Consider the following 20,995-nt stretch of genomic DNA (forward strand, 5'->3'; position numbering starts at 1 on the left):
ACTTAAAGAGCGAGCCCATCAGCTCCTGAATTCAGAACAAGGAATCGCTCATCGTAAAAAAAGGTGTTATGATGTTGAACCCGTCTTTGGTAACATCAAGCATAATCATGGCTTTAAGAGATTTATGCTCAGAGGTAAGAAAAAAGTGGAAATAGAATGGGGTTTAATCGCTATTGCTCATAACTTAAGAAAAAAAGCAGCTTAGAAAAGCTGTTTTCTCCCATTTTAAGGCTTTAGCTTCTCTATTGAGCCATTACATATCTAAGTAATAAGCCTAAACAAAAAATACTTGACAAATTTGATGGAAAATAAAAAAGCTGCCTCAGTTTATTTCTGAGACAGCCTCTTATTCGTTTACGTTGGTAATCTATTATTAAAACTTATAATCCAAGCGTAAAGGTGTAAATGGCAGTTGCTCTAACTCTAAGCTCTTTAGTTGTAACACGTCTAGCTTTACCCTTTAAAGAATACTTGAAATTACCAGCAAGGATGTAATTTTTTAATTCAATACCAGATCCTACAACTGGTAATACTAAATTACGCGTATCAACATCAGGGTTGTTTGGTAAAGAAACCAAAACTTGAATAGGCTGATTAGTAGCAGACAATTCAGCTGATACAGATTCTAAAACAGAAAAGTTATTGGTAGCATCTCCATTTAAAAGTTCAAGATTAAAACCTTTAAGCTTGACACTTTTTACCGCAGGAGATCCAAATTCCGGTACATTAGCTCTAATTAAAGAGTCAACATTAATGTTTAAGGTAGCTTCGCCTAGAACAGATTGTGCAGTGGTTGACGCGATTATAGGAATAGTAATTTCAACCGCTTTGGGTGTTATGTCAGCGTCTCTGCTTACCGCATCTTTAATTTTTTCACAAGAAGAGAATACAGTAGTTAGTGTAACTAACAAAAGAAGGAGATTTTTTTTCATAAAGTGTTTATTAATGAGAATGTTACAAATCTAATAATTAGGAATTAGAATTAGAAATTTTAATTAATTTAATGTTTTAATACATTAAAATATCCGTTAATTTAACTTTGTAGGATGTTATATTTAAATAGTTTAAAAGGTATTATCATATTCTTTTTCAAAATATTATTCTGAACTAGCTAAAAAATAATTATTTTGGGGCTTACCCTAGAATGATTAAATGGCCGTAGCCGGAAAATTTTAAAGAATGAGAAGCATCAAAAGTCTTATCCTGTGTATAATATTTTTATCAACAGCACAGGCTAAATCTCAGAATTTAATTAAAACCGATACTAGTAGAACTTTATTAACGCCCAAAGAATCTAGAACCATTAGAAATCTGGTTAGGACAGATTCTAGTTTTGTACCTACCCAGTTACCCTTACAATTAGAGCTGCTAAAATATAACGCCAATTTGTTATACAAGTATCGTTTAGATTCTATAAAAACTCCAATTTCATTAGACTACAACCAGCAAGTACAAACTTATATTGATATTTTTCTCGGTCAAAGGAAGTTTATGGTTTCTAAAATGTTGAGCTTAGGGAATTACTATTTCCCGATTTTTGAAAAAGCTCTGAAAACCAAACAAATACCAGAAGAGTTCAAATTTTTGCCTATTATAGAGTCTTCTTTAGACCCACATGCCGTATCTCGGTCTGGTGCTACTGGTCTGTGGCAATTTACTTATATTACCGGTAAGGGCTACGGTTTAACGATAGATAGTTATTTAGATGAGCGTAAAGATCCTATCAGCTCTAGCTATGCAGCTGCAAATTATCTAAAGGATGCTTATAAAGACTTGGGCGATTGGTTACTTACTTTAGCCGCCTATAATTGTGGTACAGGTTGCGTAAAAAGGGCTATACAAAGCGCAGGTGGAGCAAGAAATTACTGGGAAATACAACCTTATTTGCCAGTAGAAACGCAAAATTATGTGCCTAAATTTATTGCGGTAACCTACCTCATGAATTATTATCATACCTATAAGGACATTAAGATACCAGATGCTGACGCTAAAATCAATATAGACTCTATATATGTAAATAAATTTGTTGGTATTAATGATTTAGCTGCTGTTTTAGATATGGAGGAGAAAGATTTACAGATTTTAAACCCCGCTTATAAAAGAAATATCATCAACGGAAGTGAAACTAGTCCTAAAAGACTCATCATTCCTAAAGTAAGTTTTAAAACCTATGCTTCTCTATATGATATTTTAAATAACGATAAATCTTTTGTAGAATTAGCAGAAAACCCTGTTCTTATGCAAGCCTCACAATCGCTAGGTTATCATATAGTAGCTAAAGGAGAAACTTTAACAAGTATTGCAAATAAGTATCGTTTAGAGGCGCAAGACCTAAAAGTTTGGAATAATTTAAAGAATTTTTCTGTTGTACCAGGTCAAAAAATCATTATCACCAAAGAAAATGAAGATATACCAAAACCGCAGTTCCTAACCTATACTGTTAAACTTGGGGATACCTTAACAGCTATAGCGAAAAAGTTTAACGGAGCAACTGTATCCAGTATTCAAACATTAAACAACCTTCAAAATGCAAACCTCTCTGTAGGGATGGTACTTAAAATTATGGCATTATAGAAGGATAATATTATAATCTTACAATTAGATAGAATTTTATTAAAGCGGAAAATGAGTAAGACTACCAGAAAACAAGATGCCTTAGATTATCATTCACAAGGCAGGCCAGGGAAAATTCAAGTTATCCCAACAAAACCAACCAATTCACAAAGAGATTTAACATTAGCATACTCGCCGGGCGTTGCAGAACCTTGTTTAAAAATTGCAGCCAATCCAGAAGATGTTTATAAATATACTGCCAAGGGTAACTTAGTTGCGGTTATCAGTAATGGTACAGCAGTATTAGGTTTAGGAGATATTGGTCCCGAAGCCGGAAAACCTGTAATGGAGGGTAAAGGTATTTTGTTTAAAATATTTGCAGATATTGATGTTTTTGATTTAGAACTAAACACCAAAAGTGTTGACGAATTTGTAAACGTTGTAAAAGCACTAGAGCCCACTTTTGGTGGTGTAAATTTGGAAGATATTAAAGCTCCAGAGTGCTTTGAGATTGAACGTCGATTAAAGGAGGAAATGAATATCCCAGTGATGCATGACGACCAACATGGTACAGCTATCATTTCTGCGGCAGCTTTAATTAACGCTTGCGAAATCCAAAAAAAGAAAATCAAGGATATTAAAATTGTAGTAAACGGTGCTGGTGCAGCAGCTATTTCCTGTACCAGGTTATATGTTGCTTTAGGTGCGCAAAAAGAAAATATCGTGATGTTGGATAGAACTGGTGTAATTAGGGCAGATAGACCAGATTTGGATGGCACAAAAGCTGAGTTTGCAACAAAAAGAGATATTTTTACCTTAACCGATGCGGTAAAAAATGCCGATGTATTTATTGGTTTATCTTCAGCTGACATTTTAAGTGCTGAGGTTCTGAAAACAATGGCTCCTAATCCCATTGTTTTTGCTATGGCTAATCCAAATCCTGAGATTGCTTATGAACTTGCAGTAAAAACCCGTAAAGATATCATCATGGCTACCGGTCGTTCTGATTATCCTAACCAAGTAAATAATGTTTTAGGTTTTCCTTATATTTTTAGAGGTGCTTTAGATGTAAGAGCGAGAACCATCAATGAAGAAATGAAAATTGCGGCTGTTAAAGCCATTGCAGCATTGGCAAAAGAATCTGTGCCAGAAGCTGTTAATTTAGCTTATAACACCACCAACCTTAAATTTGGTAAAGATTATATCATCCCAAAACCTATTGATTTTAGGTTGATAACCACTGTAGCGCCGGCAGTTGCTAAAGCAGCAATTGAATCTGGTGTTGCAGGTACAACCATAAAAGATTGGGACGCTTACGCTGAGGAATTGAAAAAGCGTTTAGGTATGGATGATGCCATTGTTAGGGCTTTATCTAACAAAGCTAAATCTAACCCACAAAGAGTAGTTTTTGCTGAGGCTGATAATTATAAAATTTTAAAAGCAGCGCAAATTGTAAAAGATGATGGTATAGCCATCCCAATCTTGCTTGGCAATAAATCTATCATTAATAAAATTATTGCTGATAATGATTTAGACTTAGAAGGTGTAGAAGTAATAGACCCGCTAGAAGAAGTAGAATTAAGTGAGAAATTTGCCCAGTATCTATACAGTAAACGCCAAAGAAGAGGTATAACATTGTACCAAGCTAGAAAGTTGATGAGAGACAGAAACTATTTTGGCGCATCAATGGTAGAATTTGGTAATGCCGATGCTTTAATTTCTGGCTTAACTAGAGACTATGGAACTACCGTAAAACCAGCTTTACAAATTATTGGTACAGAAGCAGGCGTTAATAAAGTAGCCGGTATGTATATGATGTTAACCAAAAGAGGTCCGGTTTTTTTTGCAGATACAACCATTAATTTGGCACCAACCGCACAAGAACTGGTTGATATTACTTTATTAGTAAATAGGTCTGTACAGCAATTCAATATATCGCCACGCATAGCCTTATTATCTTACTCTAACTATGGTTCTAATGATGGTGAAGTTTCTCAAAAAACAAGAGAAGCGGTAAAGATTTTACATAACCAATTTCCTGATATTATTGTAGACGGAGAGGTACAGGCCAACTTTGCTTTAAACCCTGAGTTGATGAAAGATAATTTTTCTTTCTCTAAACTTAAAGATGGGCCAGCAAATACATTGGTTTTTCCTAACTTAGAATCCGGAAATATTGCTTACAAACTTTTACAGGAATTAGGCGGTGCAGAAGCCGTTGGGCCTATATTATTAGGTATGAATAAGCCAGTTCATGTACTGCAATTAGGTAGCTCGGTAAGAGAAATAGTAAATATGGTTACTATTGCTGTTGTAGATGCACAGGATAAGGCAACCATTAATATTTCAAAAAAGAAGTAATATCTCATGAAAAATAAATTAAGTATTCATGTACGCTTATATTGATGGTAGGTTAACATTTAAATGTCCTACTTATGTTATTATTGAAGCTGGAGGAGTAGGTTATCAGCTCCACATCTCTTTACACACCTATACTTTGTTAAAAGATGAAGAAAGATGTAAGATGTATGTTTGGCTTCATGTAAAAGAAGATGCACATACACTTTATGGGTTTATAGAAGAAGGCGAAAAAAGATTATTCCTGCATTTGATATCGGTTAACGGTATTGGGCCAAATACAGGAAGAATGATGCTTTCTTCCATCTCTCCACAAGAAATAGAAGATGCGATTATTAAAGGAGATGTTGATCAAATTAAACGCATAAAAGGTATCGGGCCAAAATCTGCTCAGCGCTTAATTATAGAACTTCAGGATAAACTGAAAAAAGATGGTACAGGGACATTAATTTCTGCACCTTTAAACAATACTGCAAAAGAAGAAGCGTTAAGTGCATTGGTAATGTTGGGTTTTGTAAAAAACAGCGCAGAAAAAGCTGTAGATTTTGCTTTAAAAAACGCAGAAAAAACGCTGTCTGTAGAAGAAATAATAAAAATTGCTTTAAAAAACCTTTAATTGCTTATCCTAAACCCTAATACGTTTGAAAATTAATATTTCCTGTCTCTTGAACAGGTGGTTAATTATTATTTTGTTTTTGTGCATTAAAAGTGTTGGTTTCTCGCAAAACATCACTAGTAATGACTCTTTAAAGATTAAGTATCCGGTTAAAGACACGCGTACAACGCCTGTTTTTGGTCGGGATGAAAGTCTTTTTCTAAAAAATCCGGCTAATATAAAGCGTAGCGTAACCTATGATCCTGTTACAAAAAAATATATCATAACAGAGAAAATTGGTGACCAATACTATAAAGCACCACAATTTCTAAGTTTTAAAGAGTACCAAAAATTAGAGCAAGAAAGAATACAAAAACAATACTGGAATAATTTGGTGGTTACGGGTATTCCTGCAGAGTCAAATGGATTTATGCCATCAGTAGTGGTAAAAAGTAAATCTTTTGAGAAAATTTTTGGAGGTAATACCATCAATATACAACCGCGTGGTACAGCAGATTTAACTTTCTCTGGCAGAATCAATAAAAATGAAAACCCTTTGTTTAATGAAAGACAAAGAAGGCAAGGTAATTTTGATTTTGACCAAAGGATTCAAATGAATTTGATTGGTAATATTGGCGAGAAATTAAAAATAAGTACCAATTATAATACAGAAGCACAGTTTGATTTTGAAAATCAACTCAAACTAGAATATACTGGAAAGAAAGACGAAATCATACAAAAGCTTGAAGCAGGTATGGTTAATTTTCCTCTAAATACAACCTTAATATCAGGTAGTCAAGCTTTATTTGGGGTAAAAACACAGCTACAATTTGGGCGCTTGGGCGTAACCAGTTTATACTCTCAACAGAAATCTCAGGCAAAAGAAATTAATATCACCAATGGCTCGCAACAAAACGAGTTTAGGATAACTTCAGACAATTATGAAGCTAATAAACATTATTTCTTAGCCCAATATTTTAGGGATAACTTCAACACTGCTATGTCTAGGCTTCCGGTAGTAACTTCCAGTATCAATATTACCCGTATAGAAGTTTGGGTTACCAACCGTAGCAATAGCACAACAGACTCTAGAGACATACTGGCATTTCTAGATTTGGGAGAAAATACACCTTTTAACACCACCCAATTTACCGGTGGAGGTAATAGATTTCCATCAGCTTTTACTGATCAAAACTTTCCGCAACCGCAATCAAATAATTTATTACAGCAAATCCCGGCAGGTGCTAGGTTAACCAACGCTAATGATATTGATGCTTTTTTTCAAACCTCTGGCCGTACAGATAATTATAATAAATTAACTTATGCTAGAAAATTAACCGAAAGAGAGTACACATTAAATCCGCTTTTGGGATATATTTCTTTAAATAATGCGCTCAACGCTGATGAAGTATTAGCTGTAGCTTATCGTTATACTGTAAATGGCGAGGAATTTCAGGTGGGTGAGTTTTCAACAGATAGACCTGTAGCACCAGATAATCCCGAGGTACTTTACGCAAAACTCTTAAAAAACGAAACCATTAAAACCAATTTACCAATTTGGGATTTAATGATGAAAAATATTTATGCCTTAGGTGCTTATCAAATCAGTAGGAATGATTTTAGGTTAAATATTTTCCGTTTGGATGAGAGTGGTATAGAAAAACCTTTAATTACTGAGGGAGCTAAGCTAGATGAAAATAATCGCCCATTAGCAAGTAAACTATGGTTACAAGTTACTGGTGTGGATAGGCTCAACCAGCAAAATGCCAGACAGCCTGATGGTTTCTTTGATTTCTTAGAAGGTCAAACGATTGATCCTCTAAACGGAAGAATTATTTTCCCTGTGATTGAGCCTTTTGGGAAAGATTTAAGAGCTCAGTTTGACGAAACAACAGAACAAGCACTCATCAGTAAATATGTTTACCAACCGCTTTACGACTCTACCAAAGCATTAGCACAACAGTTTTTTCCGGCTTTAAACAGGTATATCATTAAAGGAACTTATCAATCACAAGTAAGTTCAGAGTTTCAGTTAAATGCTATCAATGTACCAGAAGGCTCGGTAACCGTTACTGCTGGAACATTACGTTTAACAGAAGGAGCAGATTATACCGTTGATTATAATATTGGACGAGTAAGAATTCTTAATCAAGCTTTATTAAACTCGGGCCAACCCATTAAAATAAAACTAGAAAGTAACGAGTTATTTGGCATTCAGCAGCGGTCTTTGTTTGGAACCCGATTTGATTATAAAGCCAACGAGAAACTAAACCTTGGGGCTACCATCATGAATTTGAAGGAAACCCCTTTAACGCAGAAAGTAAATTTCGGCGAAGAGTCTATCTCTAATACCATGTATGGTTTCGATGTTAATTATAATACATCTAGTAGGTTTTTAACGAAGTTAGTTGATAAAATCCCTTTCTTATCAACCAAAGAAGAATCTAGTTTTACCTTCACTGGCGAGTTTGCAAAGTTTGACCCCGGGCATCCAAAAGCACTAGATTTTGCCGGTAGCGAAGGTGGCGTAAGTTATATTGATGATTTTGAAGGAAGCAGATCAATCATAGATTTAAAAAGCCCAGTTAACTGGCAAATATCCGGTACACCGCAACGTTTTCCAGAATCTCAACTTACCAATGATTTATCTTACGGGTTTAATAGGGCAAAACTTTCGTATTTTACCATAGACCCTATTTTTTATAACAGAAGTAATTTAACACCACCAAATATTGCGGGTAACCGTACCGAGCTATCTAACCACTATGTAAGAGAGGTTTTAGAAACCGAGGTTTTCCCTTTTAGACAAGTAGCTACAGGTACTTTATTAACTTTGCCAACTTTTAACGTAGCCTACTACCCAACACTACGTGGTCCTTATAATTTTACAGCTACAGGTTTAAATCCCGATGGAACTTTAGCCAACCCCAGACAGCGTTGGGGAGGTATGTTTAGAAGGATAGAAACCAATGATTTTGAGGCGCTAAATATTGAGTTTATAGAGTTTTGGGTTCTAGATCCTTTTATTTATAAGCCAGGTTCACAGGGAGGAGATTTATATTTAAATATTGGAAACATCTCAGAAGATATTTTGAAAGATGGCCGTAGAAGTTTGGAAAACGGTATTCCGCCTGATAACGACCCAACAAAAACAGATGAAACCGTGTGGGGAAGAGTGCCAAAACTACAACCTGTTATACAGGCTTTTGATAACGATCCTAATGCTCGTCAAATACAAGATATTGGTTTAGACGGATTAAATAACGTTGCAGAGCAGGCTAAATTTCAAACACAAATTAACCAGATTACAGCACAGCTAAACTCACAAGCTGCTAGTTTTTACAATGCAGATCCTTCTTCTGATGATTATGTGTATTACCGTGGTCCGGCTTTAGACCAAACTAATGCAGGTATATTAAAAAGGTATGAAAATTTTAACGGTACAGAAGGAAACTCAAAAACATCGCAACAATCACAAGATGCTTTAGGTATTGAGAATTCAGCTTCAACACCTCTGCCGGATGGAGAAGATGTTAACCGAGACAATAGTACTACTAAAGCAGACGAGTATTTTGAGTATAAGGTAAGTATCAGACCGCAAGATTTAGTGGTAGGACAAAACTTTATTGCAGACCGTGTGGTTGCAGCCGTAAGATTAGCCGATGGAACAACAGAAAACGTTACTTGGTATCAGTTTAAAGTTCCAGTTGCACAGTTTAGAGATAGAGTTGGGGGTATCCAAGATTTTAAGTCTATCCGCTTTATGCGTATGTATTTAACAGATTTTGCTGATACTACGGTATTACGTTTTGCCAGATTACAATTAGTTAGGGGCGAGTGGAGAAGGTTTAATGCAGAAGCACAACCCGATAAAGTTTTGGTAGACCCAGCTTTAGGAAATGTAGGTTTAGATAATTCTACTTTAGATGTTACTACAGTAAACATTGAGGAAAATGGTACCAGAACACCTATTCCTTATGTTACACCTCCAGGCATTATCAGAGAAAGAGATTTCTCAAATTTTAGAGGTGATACTCGTCAAAACGAGCAATCACTCTCTGTTGTGGTTAAGAATTTAAGAGACGGATATTCAAGAGCAGCTTTTAAAACTACGGTTAATGATGTGAGAGCTTACAAAAGAGTACAAATGTTTATCCATGCAGAAAGTGATATGATGGCAGCACCTTTAAATGATGGTGATATTCATGCTTTCTTGAGGTTGGGTACCGACAATTTGGATAACTACTATGAGTATGAGATACCAATGAAAATTACCACCGCAGGTTCTAGAGATCCTGAAGCTATCTGGCCAGCAGAAAACAGGCTAGATTTAGAATTTAGACTATTGCAGCAAGCCAAAATTGCAAGGAATAATGCTACTTTAAATGGCTCACCTTGGCCATTTAATATCCCTTATTCTTTTGCTGATGGGCAAAATAAAGTCACCATCAAAGGGCAGCCAGATTTAAGTAAGCTAAGGGTAATCATGCTTGGTGTCAGAAATCCTTTGAATAAAAATGATGGCAGACCAGATGATGGTTTAGATAAAAACGTAGAAATTTGGTTTAACGAGTTAAGATTAACAGATTTTGATGAGCGTGGTGGTTGGGCTGCAACAGCCAGAATGAATGCCAAACTTGCTGATTTTGGCGATGTAACCATCTCTGGAAATAAAAGCACTATAGGGTTTGCCTCTTTAGAAAAACGTGTAAGCGAGATTAACCGTTCTGATGATCAATTCTTTGATTTATCCACCAGTTTTGAGCTAGGGAAGTTCTTTCCTGATAGAACGGGAATAAAAATACCAATGTATTTTAATTACTCTAGTCAGCTAAGTACACCACAGTTTGACCCTAGAAATCCCGATTTAGAATTGAAAAATATCATGGATTTATTACCTCGTGGTGCCAGAGATTCTATCTTAAATTATGCACAAGATTATACATTAAGACGTGGAATAAACTTTACCAATGTCAGGAAAATAAAAACCAACCCCGATGCAAAAAGCAGAATTTGGGATATAGAAAACTTAAGCCTTACTTATGCTTTTAATGAGTATGATCATCGCGATTTTATCAACCAAAGTTCAATACAAAAAAACTATAGAGGTTCTTTAGCCTATAATTATAACAATCAGGCAACCTTTATTACACCCTTTAGTAAACTTATTAAGAGTAATAATTTAGCTTTATTAAAAGACTTTAATTTTAATTTGTTGCCTTCTGTTTTAAATTTTAGGATAGAGGTTAACCGCTTGTACTCAGAAAACACACTCCGAGATAACGACCCAAATAATACCATTCCTATACAAACCACTTTTAATAAAAATTTCAATATCAGCAGGTTGTATGGCATCAGCTGGGACTTAACCAAAACTCTTAAATTAGATTTTAATGCTACCAACCTTTCTTTGGTTGATGAGCCAGAAGGTAGAATAACAGGTTTAAAAAGAGATACACTTTGGAATAATTTCAGAAATCTGGGCAGAACAACAGATTATAACCACACCGTAAGTTTAAGTTACACGGTGCCTATCAATAAAATACCAGGTTTAGAATTTGTAAATGTTATTACCCGTTATCAAACGCAGTTTAGCTGGATGACCGAGCCTTTAATTAGTATCAACGACCCTGATATAAACTTTGGTAATACCATACAAAACTCTCGTACAGTTCAGTTAAATCCAACATTAAACTTCAATTTACTGTATAATAAGTTAGGTTTTTACCGTAAAATGAATGGTGCAAATAGCAACGCTAGTGGGTTAAGCAAAGCCTTATTTGATGTGCTTTTCTCTATCAAAAACGTAAGTGGTTCTTACATCCGTAATGATGGTACATTTTTACCAGGCTACCTGCCAAAAACCAATGCCTTTGGTATGGATTTTTCTGCCAATGCACCAGGTTTAGGTTTTGTTTTAGGCTCGCAAGAAGACATAAGAGGCACTGCTTTACAAAATGGCTGGTTAACCAGAGATACTTTGCTAAACCAATTGTTTGTAAAGAATTTGAATGAAAAGCTTAACCTAAGAGGTACGCTAGAGCCTTTTAAAGATTTTAGGTTAGAGCTAACCGTTTTTAAAAATCAGAGTAGAAATTTCTCAACCAATTTTAGATTTGATGCAGCAACTAATGGTTTCGAAAGTTTAAGACCCATCACTTCCGGAGATTATAGCATTTCTATAATTTCTTTAGGAACCGCTTTCAAAGAAAAAAATAGTGATAAAAATTCGGCTGTTTTTCAGCAATTCTTGGTAAACAGAGAAATTATTTCCAGAAGGTTAGGTGCTCTAAATCCTAATAGCAGCGGTTTAGGAGCAGATAATTTCGCCGATGGGTATAACAAAAGTTCGCAAGATGTAGTTATCCCAGCCTTATTAGCGGCTTATTTAAATAAAGATGCGGGTAGTATCACGTTAAATAGCTTTAAAAAAATACCGGTTCCAAACTGGCGTATGACTTATAATGGTTTAGCAAAGCTACCTTTCATGAGTCAGTGGTTCTCTTCCTTTGATGTAACACATGGTTATAACTCTACTTATAATGTTAATGCTTTTAACTCCTTAATTAGATACTCAGAACTAAATGGTGCTGTAAACTCAAGAGATCAACAAAATAACTTTTTACCTTTTTATCAATTCTCTCAGGTAACTTTATTCGAGCAATTTGTGCCTTTATTAGGTATAGATATGCGGTTAAAAAACAGTATGACCATCAATATCGAGTATAGAAAATCCCGTTCTTTAAGTTTTGCTTTGGCAAATAGCCAGCTAGCTCAACAAAAAGACCAAGCTTTTGTATTTGGTTTTGGATATAGAACAGCAAATTTCAGATTCCCTTTTGGCTTGTTTAAAAGTGTAAATCTTAAAAACGATTTAAACTTCAAGCTTGATGTAGCGATAAGAGATAATAAAACTGTAATTTTTAGAGCAGATGTTGATGATGCCGAGATTTCTGGAGGGTCTAAAAACATTACCTTTAGGCCGAGTATAGATTATGTGTTAAACCAGCGTTTTAATTTAAGAGTCTTTTACGATTCAAACATCACGCAGCCTTATACATCGCAAACATTTAACACAGCCTTTAGTAACTTTGGCATCAATCTAAGGTTCACTATTCAATAAATATGATTAGTAATAACGAAATATTAAAGAAGCTTCGCGTAGCCCTAAAACTCAGAAATGATGAGATTATTGAAATTCTAAAACTGGTAAATTTTAGAGTTACCCCTAGCGAATTAGGTGCTTTTTTCAGACGAGAAGATCATCCTAATTATAAGCCCTGCGGCGATCAAATCTTAAGAAATTTCTTAAACGGTTTGGTTATACATTTGCGTGGCACTCAAGAACAAACTACTGAAAAAGCAGAAGAGGATGCTTAAAATATTTTTAAATAATCATTTTTAACACTCAAACTTAATCTCATAGATTTAGCTATTTTTGTAAGAAATAAAATATAGATAAATGAATTTTCCAGCCGAATTAAAATACACCAAAGACCACGAGTGGGTAAAAATAGAAGGTGATATAGCAACTGTAGGTATTACAGATTTTGCTCAAAGAGAATTAGGAGACATCGTATATATTGATATCAACACCATTGGTAGCGATGTTGCAGAAGGTGATATTTTTGGTACTGTAGAAGCCGTTAAAACTGTTTCTGATTTATTCATGCCTTTAAGCGGTAAAGTACTTGAAGTAAATGCCCAGTTAGATGCTAACCCAGAATTGGTAAATCAAGACCCTTACGGGGATGGCTGGATGGTTAAAATTAGTTTAACAGAAAAAGATTCTGCTGGTTTATTATCTGCTGATGCTTATCAAGCTTTAATAGGAGCATAATGTTAAGAACCATAAAGTTTCAATGGCCGGCAATTGCTTGGGCAATATTGGTATTGATACTTTGTAACTTACCTATGTCGCCGGATAAGCAATTGCCATTGTTTTTTGAAGGTTTTGATAAAATGGTGCATTTGGGTTTCTTTTTCATATTAACTGTTTTGCTATTGTTTGGAAAAATCAATCAGCAAAACAGTTATCACTACCGCCCGCTTACCATCATTAAAATCATTATCATCACAGCAGCTATAGGTGGGGGTGTAGAAATACTACAATGGAAAGTATTTACTTACCGTTCTGCCGAGTGGTGGGATTTTATTTCGGATATGCTAGGCGTTGGCGCAGGTATATTTAGTTATTTATTGTTACACCGTAAATCTAGAATCATTGAAAAAGTTTAGCTATATTATTTTTTTTATATTGATAATGGTTTCTTTATCAGGCTGTTTTGTGTTTAAAAAAGGTTGCGATTGCCCAAAATTTAAAATTGATATCGCTCTTCCTTTATCTAAATAAAAACACCTTCTAAATTCATATAAATTAAGTCTTTCTAATTTGGATTTAATTTAAATAAGCCTTAATTTCGTCCAGTTCATATATACATTTTGATCATGAAGCTTTCGCAATTAGCAATAGGACAACAAGGTATTATTAAAGAATTTACAGATTTAGAAATGTCTGTAAAATTGATGGAGATGGGATGTTTACCAGGGGAAGCGGTTAAGGTAGAAAGAATTGCTCCGCTAGGAGACCCTATCGCTGTAACTGTATCCGGCTATCAATTATCTTTAAGAAAGCGTGAAGCCTCAACTATTGAACTAATCTAATCTGGCTTGAAAAGTACACTCAGAGTAGCACTTGTTGGTAACCCCAACACAGGTAAATCAACTATTTTTAATGCTTTAACAGGTTTAAACCAAAAAGTTGGAAATTTCCCAGGTGTTACTGTTGATAAGAAATCTGGGTTATGCAAATTACCAGATGGTAAACAGGTAGAAATTATTGATTTACCAGGTACTTACAGTTTATATCCCAAAAGTGCAGATGAAACCATCGTTTTTGAAGTTCTTTCTAATCCAGATAATTCCTCACATCCAGATTTGGTGGTTATTGTTGCCGATGCAACTAACCTGAAAAGAAATTTACTTTTATACACCCAAATTGCCGATTTAAAATTACCTGTTATCATCGCTTTAAACATGATGGACCAGGCAGAAAAAGGTAATATTGAAATTGACATTAATGCTTTAGCTTCAAGATTAAATGTTCCTGTTGTAGCTTTGGCAGCAAGAAAATCTATAGGTTTAGATGAGCTAAAAAGTGCTATTTCTTACAGTACAAATATCCCATTACAACATGCTACCATTGATGTGGAAAGCATCGCTCCTGAGCTTATCAAAGCAGTTAGCAAGAAATTAAAAATTGATAATCCTTATGTCGCACTTCAGATTGTTCATCAGCATGAAAATCTAAAGTATATCTCTAAAGAAAACAGTTTTTGGATAGAAGAGCAAGAAAAAATTCATGATTTCCACCCACAAAAAGCACAAGCCACAGAAACTATTGCCCGTTATAATTTTATCAACGAAGTTTTATTAGATACTGTTGTTTATACATCTGTAGCTTTAGAAGAAAACATCAGTAACAAAATAGACCATTACCTTACACATAAAGTTTGGGGTTTTGTGATATTCTTCTTAATTCTATTTGCCATTTTCCAATCAATTTTTGCATGGTCTGAATATCCTATGATGCTGATAGAAACCGTATTTGTTTGGCTAGCAGAATTAGGACATACTTATTTGCCCGCAGGCGTATTTACTGATTTATTAATAGATGGAGTACTTGCAGGATTAAGCGGTGTAATGGTTTTCATCCCTCAGATTGCTTTATTGTTTGCCTTTATATCTGTTTTAGAAGATACCGGCTATATGGCCCGTGTTACTTTTATGATGGATAAATTAATGCGTAAAGTAGGGCTAAGTGGTAAGTCTGTGGTGCCATTAATTGGTGGCTTGGCTTGTGCTGTACCATCTATCATGAGTGCCAGAACTATAGAAAACTGGAAAGACCGTATCATCACCATTATGGTTACACCATTGGTTAGTTGCTCTGCCCGTTTACCTATTTATACTTTACTTATATCATTAGTAGTGCCATCAAAACTGGTGCTTGGCTTTATCAATTTACAAGGTTTAGTATTGATGTTGATGTATCTGCTTAGTATTGTGATGGCTATTTTAGTTGCTTGGGTGATGAAAATTATCATCAAGAGCAATCTAAAAAGTTATTTTATCATGGAACTTCCGGTTTACCGTATGCCAAGGTGGAATAACGTTGCGCTCACCATGTTTGGTAGTATTAAAACCTTCGTAACAGAAGCTGGGAAAGTTATTGTTGCGGTTTCTATTGTATTGTGGGTTTTGGCAAGTTATGGTCCAGGAGATAGAATAGAGAAAATAGACCAGAAATATAGTTCTTCAGAAATGATCTCTCAATATACTGAGGAAGAAATAAATATCTTAAAAAGCTCAGAAAAGCTAGAAAATTCTTACGCTGGCATTGTGGGTAAATTTATTGAACCTAGTATAGAACCTTTAGGTTTCGATTGGAAAATCGGGATTTCTTTAATTACCTCTTTTGCTGCCCGTGAAGTATTTGTGGGCACTATGGCTACGCTATATTCTGTAGATGGAGACGATTCTGAGATGGAGCCCGTAAGAAATAAAATGGCACAAGCCCGAAATGCTAAAACCGGAACTTTAGTTTTTACTACCGCTACAGCATTTTCTTTAATGGTATTTTATGCTTTTGCGATGCAATGTATGAGCACTATGGCCGTTGTTTATCGTGAAACTAAGCAATGGAGATGGCCAATTATCCAATTCTTCTATATGCTGGTTTTGGCTTACGGAGCAAGTTTTATTGTATATAACCTCTTGAAATAATTGCTTTATTTGCCGATATTTATTCTTTGTGAAGCAAGATAAAATAAGCATTTTAAAACAGTACTTACCAGAACAATCGGCATCCATTATAGCCACGTGGATTGATGGTTATGCTTGCGAGTTTAAAATATCCAAAACAAGAAATACAAAATTAGGAGATTATAGACCGCCTTTTAGAGGTAGCCGTCATCGTATTTCTGTAAACTATAATCTTAATCCTTACGCTTTCCTGATAACCACAGTTCACGAGTTTGCACATCTGGTTACTTGGAATGCCCATCAAAGTAGGGTAAAACCTCATGGTACCGAGTGGAAGAATACCTTTAAAAGGATGATGCTTCCTTTTTTTGAATTGGATATTTTTCCTTTAGATGTTAAAAAAGCTGTAGTTTCTTATTTGCAAAATCCTGCAGCTTCTAGTTGTGCCGATAAAGATTTGTATAAAACCCTTAAGCGCTACGATGCGCCTAAAGAGGATATTTTACATGTTGAAGATGTTGTAGAAAATCAACATTTTACACTTCCTAATGGTAGGGAGTTTAAAAAACTCAATAAAATAAGAACCAGATTTAGATGTTTGGAAGTTAAAACAGGTAGAATGTATCTTTTTAATCCCTTGGCAGAAGTTAAATTAGTGAGCTAAGCTTCCATTTTTATAAATCATTAAAGTTTTATCCTGCTTTTCAAAATTAATATTAAGCTTTTTGCCTTTATAAAAAGATGGTTGTAAAGCAATATCATGAATTAAAGAATCTGGCGTTTTTATCAAGTAAGCCACATCAATACTTAAATTATTGTTACTCAACATCAAGTATTGTTTGCTATTTAAGGTGTTCAACTTATTAAAGGTTAGGGCATATTTACCTGTTCCTTGCAATGCACTTTCTATCTCTGTAAAATCAAAAACTTTCTTTTCATCAGCTAAATTTTCATCCAATTTTACAAATGGTAGTTTATGAAGTGCCGAGTCGTTAGCGGCACTTTTTTCTTCTGCTTTTAAAAATATCCCATTTCTATAAAAATATCTATATTCTTTATATTGATAATCTCCTTGGCTATCAGGAATCAAGAGCTTGCTTTTCTCAGTAAATAATACAATTTCACCATCTTCTAAAAAGTATGTTTTTTCCTGAAAACCGTATTCCCCAGAATCGCCATACTCCTGATAAATAACAGGTTCGCCGTCTTTTTTATATGAACAAAAGAAATAAGCATAGTCTCCTTTACTGTAAACCGGACTTTCTGATTTTTCAAAAGAGTCTTTTAATTTCAATAAGCCTTCGGTATAAATTAATATGCTTGTGTCTGTGATACTAACAGCATTAATAGAGTCTTTTACTGCGACCAAAGAGCTTTGATTAACAGAATTACATGAAGTAATGATTCCTGAAGAACCTATTAGAAACACAACATATTTTAGCATGGTATAATGAATAATTTTATTGTTTGTTTCTATCTTTCCACTGTTTACTGAAAGATTGTTGCTCAACTTTAGGAAGTGTTCTGTTTTTTCCCCACATTTTTCCAAAGAAAGTATTCATCACAAAGTTTTTCAATTTGCCACCCACCACATCCATTTTACTTCTTTTAAGCATAGAATTTTTCCAAAAAAACCAGCCTAATTTTTCTGATGATGTAGTTAATTTCTGGTTCACAGCATCTCTTCTGTTTAATAAAAGCATGCTATGAATATCTATTTTAACAGGGCAAACTTCAGAACATTTTCCGCATAAACTAGAGGCATAACTTAAATGCTTAAAATCTTGCATTCCTCTTAAATGTGGCGTAATGATAGAGCCAATAGGGCCGCTATAAGTAGTATCATAGGTGTGTCCTCCCACATTTTTATAAATAGGGCAACCATTTAAACAAGCTCCACATCTTATACAATATAATCCTTGTCTTTGGTCTTTTTGTGCTAATAAATCGGTACGACCGTTATCCAATAAAATAACATACATTTCTTCTGGTCCATCAGTCTCGTCAGCTTTACGAGGGCCACTTAAAATGGTATTGTAAACAGTTAAGTTTTGCCCAGTACCATGCGTAGAAAGCATGGGCCAAAAAAGGTCTAAGTCTGTTATAGATGGTATCAATTTCTCGATACCTACAATTGCGATATGTATTTTAGGGAAAGTTGTGGTTAAACGGGCATTACCTTCGTTCTCTGTAAGTGCTATACTTCCGGTATCAGCAATAAGAAAATTGCCGCCAGTAATACCAATATCAGCACTTAAATATTTATCTCTTAATAATTCTCTAGCCTTTAAGGTTAATTGTTGTGGGGTTGCATCTACCGGAGTGCCAAACTTTTCATGAAAAAGCTGTGCAATATTTTCCTTACTTAGGTGCATGGCAGGCGTTACAATATGGTAAGGCTTCTGGCCAAGCAACTGAACAATATATTCTCCTAAATCAGATTCTAAAGATTCTATCTCATGGCTTTCCAAAAACTCGTTTAAATGAATTTCTTCTGTTACCATTGATTTAGATTTGATAACAGATTTAGCTCCGCTTCTTTTGATAATTTGAAGGATTTCTTGATTGGCCTCTTCAGCATTGTTTGCCCAAATAACTTTTCCACCTTTTCTTTGAAAATTAGATTCAAATTCTGGCAAAAGTTTATCTAGATTTTCCATGACCTTCCATTTAATCACATGACCTTTCTTTTTTACATGCTCTAAATTGATAAGCCTTGAAAGTCCTCTAGCAACCGCTACATCATATTTGCCTATATTATAATTAATAATGTTTCTATGTTGTTTATCAAAAGCTTTTTCTTTTGAAACTTCACTAAAATTATCGGCAAATTTAATCATAGCTCAAATTTAAGAATAAAACTTATCTACATACAATTAATATGAAGTTCTTATAAAGTGTGGATTTTATGAATACTGCTTATAATGGATGTGGGAATTTTTGAGGTAAAAGTTACACTTCAATGGTTTCGTGATAAACAAAAAGGTTTTAGTTGATAGTTAAAGTAAAAATCTTCAATTAAATACAGTTATTGTTTAAAAATATGCTTTATTTAGCATTAAATAAGATTTTACTCTGTTATTAAATACCATTAATTGCTAAACAACCAAACCCTTAATTTTAATATAAATTAAAAATATATAATTTTTTTGAGACAAAGAGCTCATGGCTTAACTATTGTCATTTGCGTCATAATTATAATTACAATATGAGAAAATTTCTACTTTCAACACTGAGTTTTTTACTGTTAGCATATAGCAGTTTAATTGCTCAAGACGGATTAAATGGTTTTCAATACCAAGCTGTGGCTAGAAAAGCAGATGGTAAAGAACTATCTAATCAGCTTATCCACGCTAGATTTACCGTTTTAAGCGGTTCAGCAAATGGAGTTGCGGTCTATACGGAGACTCAAAAGGTTAATTCTAATCAATTTGGTGTTTTTTCTCATGTCATAGGAAGAGGGAAACCTACTGGATCATTAAGATTAGCTGATGTGGATTTTTCAGTTAGTAATTATTTTCTAAAGGTAGAACTTGATCTTTCAGGTGGAAATAATTTTCAAGTATTTGGAAGTACAGAATTATTAGCTGTCCCATTTGCATTATATGCAAAATCTAGTGGAGGCTCAAAGCAAAGTAATGCTGTAGCAGGACCTAAAGGTGATATGGGACCACAGGGTCTAAAAGGTGACCAAGGGGAAGCTGGTCCGAAAGGAGATATAGGTCCACAAGGTCCGATTGGATTAACCGGAGCAAAAGGCGACAAAGGAGAAAAAGGAGATCAGGGAGAAGCAGGCCCGAAAGGCGAAGCAGGTCCACAAGGTCCAATCGGAGCAAAAGGCGACAAGGGAGATAAAGGTGAGAAGGGCGATAAAGGCGAAGCAGGATTAAAAGGTATTCAAGGAGAAAAGGGCGATACTGGAGCACAAGGTTTAGCTGGTTTAAAAGGAGATAAAGGTGACCCAGGCCAAGTAGGACCGAAAGGTGACACAGGAGCACAAGGTCCAATAGGTTTAACCGGAGCAACTGGTCCACAAGGTATTCAAGGAGCAAAAGGCGAGAAGGGCGATAAAGGCGAAGCAGGAGCACAAGGTTTAGCTGGTTTAAAGGGCGATAAAGGCGATCAAGGCGAAGCAGGCCCGAAAGGCGATACTGGAGCTCAAGGTCCGATAGGTTTAACCGGAGCAACCGGAGCAACCGGTCCACAAGGTATTCAAGGAGAAAAAGGAGACAAGGGTGATCAAGGCGAAGCAGGTCCGCAAGGATTAACAGGAGCAAAAGGTGATAGAGGAGAAGCAGGAGCTCAAGGTCCAATAGGACTAACCGGAGCAATCGGTCCACAAGGTGAAGTAGGTCCAATCGGTTTAAACGGAGCAAAAGGTGACAAGGGCGATAAAGGCGACCAAGGCGAAGCAGGCCCGAAAGGGGATACTGGAGCTCAAGGTCCAATAGGACTAACCGGAGCAATCGGTCCACAAGGTGAAGTAGGTCCAATCGGTTTAAACGGAGCAAAAGGTGACAAGGGCGATAAAGGCGACCAAGGCGAAGCAGGCCCGAAAGGGGATACTGGAGCTCAAGGTCCAATAGGATTAACCGGAGCAACTGGTCCACAAGGTGAAGTAGGTCCACAAGGATTAACAGGAGCGAAAGGTGACAAGGGAGATAAAGGAGATCAGGGAGAAACTGGTCCACAAGGTCCAATGGGGCTTACTGGAGCGAAAGGTGA

General features: G+C 35.4%; 15 protein-coding genes. 12 read left to right on the forward strand and 3 right to left on the reverse strand.

Annotated elements, in window-relative coordinates; all coding sequences use genetic code 11:
* The coding region (locus H510_RS19300) for a transposase (protein WP_036693368.1) at positions 1 to 205 on the forward strand (205 nt) is incomplete at its 5' end.
* A 175-nt stretch (positions 206 to 380) separates the two neighbouring features.
* Here the strand turns inward: H510_RS19300 and H510_RS0117055 are convergent.
* Positions 381 to 932 (reverse strand): hypothetical protein, encoded by a 552-nt coding sequence (locus H510_RS0117055; protein WP_026905421.1) that lies wholly within the window; start codon positions 930 to 932, stop codon positions 381 to 383.
* A 247-nt stretch (positions 933 to 1,179) separates the two neighbouring features.
* Here H510_RS0117055 and H510_RS0117060 point away from each other — a divergent pair, with 247 nt between their 5' ends.
* From H510_RS0117060 to H510_RS0117105, 10 genes are all read left to right on the forward strand, one after another.
* Entirely contained in the window at positions 1,180 to 2,574 is a 1,395-nt protein-coding gene (locus H510_RS0117060) for a lytic transglycosylase domain-containing protein (RefSeq protein ID WP_026905422.1), read from the forward strand.
* A 51-nt stretch (positions 2,575 to 2,625) separates the two neighbouring features.
* Positions 2,626 to 4,914: an NADP-dependent malic enzyme gene (locus tag H510_RS0117065; protein ID WP_026905423.1), complete on the forward strand. Its 2,289-nt coding sequence runs from the start codon at positions 2,626 to 2,628 to the stop codon at positions 4,912 to 4,914.
* A gap of 28 nt (positions 4,915 to 4,942) precedes the next feature.
* On the forward strand, positions 4,943 to 5,527 hold the full coding sequence (ruvA, locus tag H510_RS0117070; RefSeq protein ID WP_026905424.1) for a Holliday junction branch migration protein RuvA: 585 nt from the start codon (positions 4,943 to 4,945) through the stop codon (positions 5,525 to 5,527).
* A gap of 79 nt (positions 5,528 to 5,606) precedes the next feature.
* A complete protein-coding gene (gene sov / locus H510_RS0117075; protein ID WP_425413810.1) occupies positions 5,607 to 12,629 on the forward strand; it encodes a T9SS outer membrane translocon Sov/SprA in 7,023 nt (2,340 codons plus the stop codon).
* A 2-nt stretch (positions 12,630 to 12,631) separates the two neighbouring features.
* Positions 12,632 to 12,886, forward strand: coding sequence for a DUF1456 family protein (locus tag H510_RS19305; protein ID WP_245584853.1), 255 nt, complete (start codon positions 12,632 to 12,634; stop codon positions 12,884 to 12,886).
* Positions 12,887 to 12,968: 82 nt separating this feature from the next.
* Entirely contained in the window at positions 12,969 to 13,346 is a 378-nt protein-coding gene (gene gcvH, locus H510_RS0117085; protein WP_026905426.1) for a glycine cleavage system protein GcvH, read from the forward strand.
* Positions 13,346 to 13,744, forward strand: coding sequence for a VanZ family protein (locus tag H510_RS0117090; RefSeq protein WP_026905427.1), 399 nt, complete (start codon positions 13,346 to 13,348; stop codon positions 13,742 to 13,744). Before gcvH ends, H510_RS0117090 begins: the two co-directional genes overlap by 1 nt.
* 210 nt (positions 13,745 to 13,954) lie before the next feature.
* Positions 13,955 to 14,170 carry a FeoA family protein gene (locus H510_RS0117095; RefSeq protein WP_026905428.1) on the forward strand — a complete coding sequence of 72 codons (216 nt, stop codon included), beginning with the start codon at positions 13,955 to 13,957 and terminating at the stop codon, positions 14,168 to 14,170.
* 6 nt (positions 14,171 to 14,176) lie between these two features.
* Entirely contained in the window at positions 14,177 to 16,291 is a 2,115-nt protein-coding gene (feoB, locus tag H510_RS0117100; protein ID WP_026905429.1) for a ferrous iron transport protein B, read from the forward strand.
* A gap of 28 nt (positions 16,292 to 16,319) precedes the next feature.
* Positions 16,320 to 16,934, forward strand: a complete 615-nt coding sequence (locus tag H510_RS0117105; protein WP_081659321.1) for a SprT-like domain-containing protein — start codon at positions 16,320 to 16,322, stop codon at positions 16,932 to 16,934.
* Here the strand turns inward: H510_RS0117105 and H510_RS0117110 are convergent.
* A complete protein-coding gene (locus tag H510_RS0117110) occupies positions 16,923 to 17,714 on the reverse strand; it encodes a hypothetical protein (protein WP_026905431.1) in 792 nt (263 codons plus the stop codon). The two genes, H510_RS0117105 and H510_RS0117110, sit on opposite strands and share 12 nt — an antisense overlap.
* Positions 17,715 to 17,730: 16 nt before the next feature.
* Positions 17,731 to 19,110 carry a LutB/LldF family L-lactate oxidation iron-sulfur protein gene (locus H510_RS0117115; RefSeq protein WP_026905432.1) on the reverse strand — a complete coding sequence of 460 codons (1,380 nt, stop codon included), beginning with the start codon at positions 19,108 to 19,110 and terminating at the stop codon, positions 17,731 to 17,733.
* Positions 19,111 to 19,478: 368 nt separating this feature from the next.
* Between H510_RS0117115 and H510_RS19310 the strand changes: the two genes are divergently transcribed.
* Positions 19,479 to 20,995, forward strand: a 1,517-nt coding sequence (locus H510_RS19310; RefSeq protein ID WP_211226600.1) for a collagen-like domain-containing protein, incomplete at its 3' end; no start/stop codon positions are given.

The sequence above is a fragment of the Pedobacter glucosidilyticus DSM 23534 genome (genome assembly GCF_000425145.1).
Lineage (GTDB): Bacteria > Bacteroidota > Bacteroidia > Sphingobacteriales > Sphingobacteriaceae > Pseudopedobacter > Pseudopedobacter glucosidilyticus.